Origin of the sequence: Kitasatospora sp. NPDC047058, from assembly GCF_040643935.1 — a bacterium.
Taxonomy (GTDB): Bacteria; Actinomycetota; Actinomycetes; order Streptomycetales; family Streptomycetaceae; genus Kitasatospora.
The window spans coordinates 1-7,479 of record NZ_JBEYVJ010000335.1; the positions used below are offsets into that span (position 1 = coordinate 1).

The window sequence follows — 7,479 nt, forward strand, 5'->3', positions numbered from 1 at the left end:
CATCCTGGTGCTCACCGGCCTCACCGCCGCCGCCGACGTGGAGCGTTTCCCCTACCGGCCGGGCCGGGTGGTCAACTCCGTCGCGGACCTGGTCGTCGTGGCCGGACGGCCCGTCGTCGGCGGGCCGGAGGAAGTAGTCCGAGCGGCGCCGCCAGCGGGCCCAGGCCGCCGCCACCAGACCGGTGCCGATCATCAGTACGGGCACGAGCAGTTCGAACCAGCCGTTGTCGGCGGCGAGTTCGAAGTGGTCGGCGGAGTCGTAGAAGGTCCAGGCGAGGTAGCCGCCGACGAGCAGCAGCGCGGCGGCGCCGAGCAGCGGGCCGACCACCGCGCGCAGGCCCTCCAGCGGCGCGGTGCGCAGCAGGTGCCGGAAGCGCACGGCCGCGGCGACGGCGGTGAGTGCGTAGTAGAGCGCCACCACGATGCCGATCGCGTTGACGGCGGCGGAGATCAGGTCGCCGACGGTGGGGATGGCGATCGAGAGTACGGCGAGCACACAGGCGATGCCGGTGATCAGCAGGGTGCCGACGGCCGGGGTGCCGTGTCGGGGGTGCAGCCGGGTCCACACCGGGGCGAGCACGCCGTCGCGTCCCATCGCGTACAGGCCGCGGGCGGTGGGGATGACCGAGGCCTGCAGTGAGGCGACGGCGGAGAAGGTCAGCGCGATCAACGGCAGTGCGGCGAGCGGCTGGTCGGCCAGCCTGGTGCCGAAGTAGGCGAGCCCCTGGGCGCCGTTGTCGGCCAGCTCGTCCAGCGGCAGGACCCGCTGGAAGGCGGTGCCGGCGAGGAGGAAGAGCAGCATCATGACGACCAGGGCGAGCAGGCCGCCGCGCGAGGCGTCCCTGGGATCGCGCACCTCCTCGCCGACGCTGAACACCGACTCGAAGCCCCAGTAGCAGAACACCGCGAGCACCATGCCCTGGGCGAGTGCGCCGAGCGAGGGGATGTCGAAGGGGTTGAACCACTGCAGCGAGAACGGCTGGTCCCCGGCGAACAGGCCGTAGCCGCAGAACGCGAGCAGCACGCCGTACTCGAAGACCAGCAGGTACTTCTGCAGGCGGGCGGCGAGTTCGAGGCCCCGGACGGCGACCAGCGCGGCGGCGATCAGCACGGCCAGGCCGATCAGCGTGCACTGGAGCGTGGAGTCCGGGTCGAGGCGCAGGCCGGCGACGGAGTGGATGGTGGCCTGGCCGAGCAGCTGGACGATCGCCGAGCCGGTCACCGTCGTGGTGTACGCCATGAAGACGACGGTGCCGACCGTGTTGACCCAGCCGGTGAGGAAGCCGAGCCAGGGATTGAGCGTGCGGCCCACCCAGCGGTAGCTGCTGCCGGAGTCGGGGTCGACCCGGTTGAGCCGGCCGTAGCCGCCGGCGATGGCGAGCACGGGCAGGAAGGCGAGCAGCATGATCGCCGGGAGGTGGAGGCCGACGATCCCGGCCGTCAGCCCGAGGCCGATGCCGATGCTGCTCGTGGCGGCCGTGCTGGAGGCGGCGATCGCCGCCCCGTCGAGCAGGCCGAGGGACTTGCGCATGGAGACGGGGGAGGCCGTGGAGCGGGCTCTCGGACCGGTACCCGTGTCCTGGACGGTTTCTGCCAAGGGAACACCGCCTTGCGTGAGGGGGTGGGGGCGGGGGCGGCCGAACGACGGCCGGTGGGTGGCCATGAAACCCCCGCACCCGTTTCACGTCAATGCTGTTGTCATAAGGGCCCGCACGGCCGCTGGTTCGTGACCGTGGAGGGATCAGGCGGTGAACGTGAGCAGTTCGCCGGGCTGGCAGTCCAGTTCGCGGCAGATCGCGGTGAGGGTGCTGAAGCGGATCGCCTTGGCGCGGTCGTTCTTCAGGACGGAGAGGTTCGCGACCGTCACGCCGACGCGTGCTGCGAGTTCGGCCAGGGTCATGCCGCGCTCGTCGAGCAGGCGGCCGAGGTGGCACTCGATCTGGTGCGGTTCCTCCGGTGGCATCAGACCAGCCCTTCGGTGTCGGCGCGCAGGCGGGTGCCGGCGCGGAACGCCGCGGCCGCGGCGCCGGCGAGGAGTGCCAGGAAGACGGGCTGGACCGCGAAGCCGTGGGCGGGCGCGATCGCATCGGCCATCGGGAGTCCGCGGGCCAGGAGGTTGGTGGTCGTCATTTCCAGCAGCGGGACGAGCGTTCCCGTCAGCAGGAGGACGAGGGCGACGAGGGTGATGTGGCGCGTGTTCTGCGGCACGAAGAAGTCGCCGTCGCGGAACGTGCGGGCCATCCGGAGGAGGATGAACAGTATCGCCACGACCAGCAGGCCGTTCGCCAGCTCGGGCAGGACCAGGAGCAGTCGCTGGCCGAGGCCGGGGTCGGTGAAGGCGAGCTCGGCGTGACCGGAGCCGCGGAGCGTCACGGCCCCGGTGGTGACGTCGCCCGGCAGCCGCGCTGCACTGTCGAGGAGCACCTCGCGGGTGTTCGCCGGCCCGAACGGGGTGACGATCCCCAGGCCCGGCAGGAGGATGCGGACGAGTCCGACCGTCAGGAGGGCCAGCCCCAGGGCCAGCTCCAGGATGTGGTCCGTGACCCGCGTCGACCAGGACGTGTTGTTCATGTTCCCCCGCCTTCCAGCGTCAGTGGCATATCGCTTTTCGATCGTATCGAAAAACGATATGCCAGGCCACTCGGGCCAACGCCAGGGGTCAGCCGACCGCCCCCAGGATCGGCGCCCAGGCGGCACCGGTGAGTGCGGCCACCACCTGCTGCTCGGAGAGCGGGGGAGCGGACCGGGTCGGCTTCGGCGTGTCGGCGCCGGTGCCGCCTCCGGTGCTGTTCCACTGCACCAGCTGAAGCTGCGCGCCGGTCGACTTGAGGGTCACCGTCACCGTCCAGCGGCGGGCGGTGTCTGCGCCGGCCGGCTGCCGGGCGGCGTTCCGCTCCGACATCACCACGGCCCCGCCGGGAACCGCGGCACTGCTCGGCAACTCGCTCAACGTGCAGGTGTCACCCGCGGCACGGGCGGGCGTGCGCTCGCAGCTCAGACCGTCGCCGTCCCCGAGCGGCAGGCGGAGCCGCAGGGCCGAGACGCCGACCAGGGCGGCGCCCTGCCCGTCGTCGACCAGCAGTTCACCGTTGGCGACGAACCCGCCGGACGGATCCGAGGGGTTGTTGTCCTGCCCGGTCTCCTGGCTGAACCGGCCCCCGGGGAACGTCATCTCCAGCGCCTGGATCATCTGCGCGCCGGTGACCGCGGACCGGGGCGCGGCCGGTGCGGCCGGCTCGATGGCGGATCCTGCGAAGCGGTTCCCGGCGAGCGCGCCGGGGATCAGCAGGCCGGCCGCCGCGAGCACGGCGCAGGCGCCGACCCCGGCGACGACGCCGGCACTGCGCCGGCGCCTCCGGCGCCGGCCGCGCTCGACGGCCGTGCCCAGGATCGTGCTGAGATCGGGTTCGAGGGAGTCGGTCGTGCGGTCCAGGGCATGTGCGAGGTCTGCTTCGAACGGCATGCTGGCGTCACCTTCTCTGGTGCTGATGGGGGCTTTTGCGGCGGTCCTGGCGTGCGGGTGCCGGTGCTCAGTGCGGAACCAGGTCGGACAGGCTGTCGCCGAGCAGCGCACGCACCCTGGCGAGCGCGCGGGTGCCCTGGGAGCGGACCGCGCTGCTACTCAGCCGGAGCATCTGCGCGGTCTCCTCGATGCTGCGGTCCTCCCAGTAGCGCAGCAGCAGCACCGCCCGGTCGCGGGGCGGCAGTTGGCCGAGGGCGTCCAGCAGGGTGAGCCGCAGCGCGGTGTCCGGGCCGGACGCCCCGGTGTCGGGCATGCTCCCGACGGGGCGCTCGCCGGTGCTCCGCCGACGCCGCAGACTGAGGAAGGTGCGGACCAGGACCGTCTGGGCGTAGGCCGCCGGGTTGTCCGCCCCGGCCACCCGGTTCCAGTGCACGTACACCCGGCTGAGGGTCTCCTGGACCAGGTCCTCGGCCAGATGCCTGTCGCCCACCGAGAGCACGTACGCCGAGCGGTACAGCGCCTTCGCCCTCGCGGCCACGAACTCCACGTACTCGTCCTCCTGTGCTGATTTCACTCGGTCCCCGCCTGTTCGCGTGTCATGTGATCCCCGTGCATATCCCTCATGACTACGCGAGACGCCGGGATGTCGTGCGGGTGGGAAATTTTCTTCACCGCCGCCGCATTCGTCGCTAGCCTGCCCGTGTGGCGGAGACCTGGGACGAAGAGCAGCTGATCGCGGACGGCTTCGAGCGTGTGTACGCCGAGTCGGAGTGGTACGACGGACCGCGTGAGGGCCTCGCCGACATCGACGGACAGCCCCACTACTTCCACGGCTACGACTACGACCGCGCCGACGAGGCCGACGAGTACAGCGTCTGGCCCGCGAGCGGCGCGGCAGCCGAGCTGGAGCGCGAGCAGTGGGCGATCTTCGTCAGGTGGAACGAGCGCTACGAGGCAGGGTTGGCGGAACCGGAGAGCCACCCGGCCGAGGGCGGGATCGACGCCCGCTACGACGAACTGGAACAGTTGCTGGCGCCGCACCGACAGGTGCCGGCCGACGCGCGCCGCCTCGTGGGCGAGCTCCGGTTCGACTCCGGCGCCCGGTACCGGGCCGACGGGCTCGACTACTGGTTCCAATGGCGTCCGAGCAGGTGAGGTTCTGTCACCGACCCGCGGTGTCACGGCCACGACGGTGACGGCCGGGCGCTGGTGCTCAGCAGAGCCGGCCGGGTGAGGCCGGGACGCAGACGGCCGCCAACGCCGCGGCCACCAGGTAGGCGAAGGCCCCGGCCGCCATGCTGGTGCGCAGGCCCGTGCTGTAGTCGGTCGCGGTGGCCAGCAACGTGCCGCCCAGGGCGACCGCCGCGGCGCTGCCGACCTGGCGGGTGGTGTTGAACAGGGCGGAGGCCGTTCCCGCGTAACCGCCCGGGACGGCGGTCATCACGGTGGTGGTGGAACCGGTCAGGGCGAACGAGGTGCCGAACCCGGCCGCCATCATCGGGAGGACCAGCAGCGGGTAGCCGGGGTCGGGCCCGGCGGCGGCCCAGCCGGCCAGGCCGAGCGCCGCGAGGAGCATGCCGCCGATCACGAGGGGACGGTCGCCCGTCCTCCGGGCCAGCCGCCCGGACAGCGCCGCGGCGAACATGGTCATCGCCACCGCGGGGAACAGGGCCGCGCCGGTGGCCAGGGCGCTGTAGCCGCGCTGGTGCTGGAAGTACAGGCTGGCGGTGAACACCATGCCGTAGAAGCCGAAGTTGAACAGCAGCCCGATGGTGGCGCCGCCGCTCAGCGCGCGGGAGTGCAGCAGGCGCAGGGGGAGTACGGGTGTGAGGGCGAGGCGTTCGCGCAGCGCGAAGGCCGCCACGGCCGCCACCGCCAGGCCCGCGCCGGCGAGGACGGCCGGATCCGTCCAGCCACGCCGCCCGGCCTCGTTGAGCGTGGCGGTCAGCAGGGCGACCGCGGCCACCACGGCGCACTGCGCGGGCCAGTCCAGGGCCCGCTCCCGGTGCCGGTCGGAGGCCGCCACGCAGCGCAGCGTGAGCACCAGACAGACCGCGCCCACGGGCAGGTTGACGAGGAACACCCAGCGCCAGCCCGCGGTCGAGACCAGGAGCCCGCCGAGCAGCGGACCGGCGGAGGCCGCGATCCCGGCCATGGAACCCCACAGGCCGAACGCCCGCGAACGGGCGTCCGGCTCGGGGTAGGCCTGCTGGAGCAGAGCCAGGGAGCCGGGCACGATCAGCGCCGCGCCGACCCCCTCCACCAGGCGTGAAGCCACCAGGAACCCGGTGCTCTGCGCGGCCGCGCACGCGGCCGACGCCGCGGTGAACACGGCCACGCCCCAGCAGAAGACCCGCCGGTTGCCCAAGCGGTCACCCAGGGCGCCGCCGGTCAGCAGCAGGCCGGCGAACGCCAGGGTGTACCCGTCGGTGATCCACTGGATGCCGGTCAGCGAGGCACCCAGGTCACGGCCCACCGCCGGCACGGCGACGTTGATGATCGTGACGTCCAGGATCACCATGAAGTACCCGGCGCACACGGCCAGCAGCGGTGCCCGGGAACGCCACCCGGCCCCCGGCGTTCCCGACGTCGTGCCGGGCCGGGTGCGCCCGGTGTCCGCCATGTTCCGACCCCTCACGCTCTGCGTCCGCCGCGGATCAGGCCTTCGGCCGGTGGCCGGACCGTGCCCTCCGGTACTCCGTCGGACCGGGGGTGGCCGCCGTCAGGCCGGCCGGGGCCCGGTCGTCGGTGGCGACGGCGGGGTCGGGCCCGGCGGCGCCGTCGGGAAGCCGCGCGGGAGACGGGGTGACCTGCACCCAGGCGCTGGTGCAGACGAGGTTGGTCGGATTGGTGCCGGTCTTGTTGCAGACCGTCTCGTAGACGCCGCCGCCGGTCGTCAGCGCCGTGACGACCAGGTTGTTGCTCTGCACCGCGACACCCACGCCGCAGACGGAGCTTCCCGGGTAGCCGGTGTTGCCGGAGAGGTTGATCCAGAAGACGGCCGACGGCGGCTGGGTGCTGACGGTCTGGCGGCCGACGATGACCTCACCGTTGCGTACGACGCCCAGGTACTGGGAGATGCCGTCGACGGTGGTGTCCAGGGCGATGCACGCGACGGCGGGTCCGGTGGCACCGGTGGCACCGACGGCACCGGTGGGGCCCGTGGCACCTGTGGCGCCGGTAGGGCCGGACGGGCCCGTTGGGCCGACGGTCCCCGCGGCGCCCGTGGCTCCTGCCGCGCCGGTCGCGCCGGTCGCGCCTGTGGGTCCTGTGGGGCCGGTGAGGCCGATGGTTCCTGTGGCCCCTGTTGGTCCTGTTGCTCCGATGCTGCCGGCGGCTCCGGCGGCTCCGGTCGCGCCGGTCGCGCCTGTGGGTCCTGTGGGGCCGGTGAGACCGGTGGCTCCGGCAGCCCCCGTCGGGCCCATCGGGCCGGTGTTCCCGGAGGCGCCGGTTGCTCCTGCCGCGCCCGTCGGACCTGTGAGGCCGGTTGTCCCGTCGGCCCCTGTCGGTCCTGTCGGGCCGATGTCGCCCGTGGCCCCTGTGGGTCCGATGCCGCCGGTGGCTCCCGTCGGGCCGGTCGGGCCCATCGCGCCCACGGAACCCGCGTCTCCGGTGGGTCCGGTCGGACCCGTCGGCCCGATGGCACCGATGTCCCCCGTCGGACCAGCCGGGCCGGAAGCACCTGTGGCCCCGGTGGCACCAGTCTCACCGGTCGGCCCGGTGGAACCCGTCAGTCCGATCAGGCCCGTGGTCCCCGCGATACCCGCGATCCCGGCCGGTCCCGTCGGGCCGGCGGCACCGGTGTCCCCCTTGGGCCCGGTGTCACCGGTGGGACCCACCACGCCAGGCGTCCCCGTCGCGCCGGTCGCACCTGTCGCGCCCGTGGGCCCTGTCGCGCCCGCTGCGCCCGTTGCTCCCGTCGCGCCCGCAGTGCCGGTTGCGCCTGCCGCCCCCGTCGGTCCCGCCGCTCCCGCCGCGCCGGTTGCACCCGTGGCTCCCGTCGCGCCCGCAGCTCC

At 73.3% G+C, this 7,479-nt stretch carries 8 protein-coding genes; 1 reads left to right on the forward strand and 7 read right to left on the reverse strand.

All coding sequences use genetic code 11. From position 1 onward, the window contains the following. The 5 genes from ABZ885_RS31880 to ABZ885_RS31900 form a co-directional block, all read right to left on the reverse strand. Positions 1-1,531: APC family permease (locus tag ABZ885_RS31880; RefSeq protein WP_360196325.1), on the reverse strand; the 1,531-nt coding region annotated here is incomplete at its 3' end. Between the two features lie 210 nt (positions 1,532-1,741). Further along, the gene (locus ABZ885_RS31885; protein WP_360196328.1) at positions 1,742-1,963 is read right to left on the reverse strand and encodes a helix-turn-helix transcriptional regulator; all 222 of its coding nucleotides are present in this window, start codon (positions 1,961-1,963) and stop codon (positions 1,742-1,744) included. After that, entirely contained in the window at positions 1,963-2,571 is a 609-nt protein-coding gene (locus tag ABZ885_RS31890) for a DUF2975 domain-containing protein (protein ID WP_360196330.1), read from the reverse strand. The genes ABZ885_RS31885 and ABZ885_RS31890 overlap by 1 nt, the downstream gene beginning before the upstream one ends. 88 nt (positions 2,572-2,659) lie before the next feature. Next, positions 2,660-3,463 carry a hypothetical protein gene (locus ABZ885_RS31895; protein ID WP_360196333.1) on the reverse strand — a complete coding sequence of 268 codons (804 nt, stop codon included), beginning with the start codon at positions 3,461-3,463 and terminating at the stop codon, positions 2,660-2,662. Positions 3,464-3,530: 67 nt separating this feature from the next. After that, entirely contained in the window at positions 3,531-4,037 is a 507-nt protein-coding gene (locus ABZ885_RS31900; RefSeq protein WP_360196335.1) for a SigE family RNA polymerase sigma factor, read from the reverse strand. A 128-nt stretch (positions 4,038-4,165) separates the two neighbouring features. On the opposite strand from ABZ885_RS31900, the gene ABZ885_RS31905 reads away from it, so the two are divergent. Continuing rightward, on the forward strand, positions 4,166-4,618 hold the full coding sequence (locus tag ABZ885_RS31905) for a hypothetical protein (RefSeq protein ID WP_360196338.1): 453 nt from the start codon (positions 4,166-4,168) through the stop codon (positions 4,616-4,618). Between the two features lie 58 nt (positions 4,619-4,676). On the opposite strand, the gene ABZ885_RS31910 is transcribed toward ABZ885_RS31905, so the two are convergent. Then, complete coding sequence (locus ABZ885_RS31910; protein WP_360196341.1) at positions 4,677-6,086, reverse strand: MFS transporter; 1,410 nt, start codon at positions 6,084-6,086, stop codon at positions 4,677-4,679. A gap of 34 nt (positions 6,087-6,120) precedes the next feature. After that, positions 6,121-6,888: a hypothetical protein gene (locus ABZ885_RS31915; RefSeq protein WP_360196344.1), complete on the reverse strand. Its 768-nt coding sequence runs from the start codon at positions 6,886-6,888 to the stop codon at positions 6,121-6,123. Positions 6,889-7,479: the final 591 nt, after the last annotated feature.

Excerpts from the sequence above, each read along its gene's own strand:
- ABZ885_RS31895 (WP_360196333.1), bottom strand. The coding sequence starts at position 3,463 with ATGCCGTTCGAAGCAGACCTCGCACATGCCCTGGACCGCACGACCGAC.
- ABZ885_RS31915 (WP_360196344.1), bottom strand. The coding sequence starts at position 6,888 with ATGGGCCCGACGGGGGCTGCCGGAGCCACCGGTCTCACCGGCCCCACA.
- ABZ885_RS31910 (WP_360196341.1), bottom strand. The coding sequence starts at position 6,086 with ATGGCGGACACCGGGCGCACCCGGCCCGGCACGACGTCGGGAACGCCG.
- ABZ885_RS31890 (WP_360196330.1), bottom strand. The coding sequence starts at position 2,571 with ATGAACAACACGTCCTGGTCGACGCGGGTCACGGACCACATCCTGGAG.
- ABZ885_RS31885 (WP_360196328.1), bottom strand. The coding sequence starts at position 1,963 with ATGCCACCGGAGGAACCGCACCAGATCGAGTGCCACCTCGGCCGCCTG.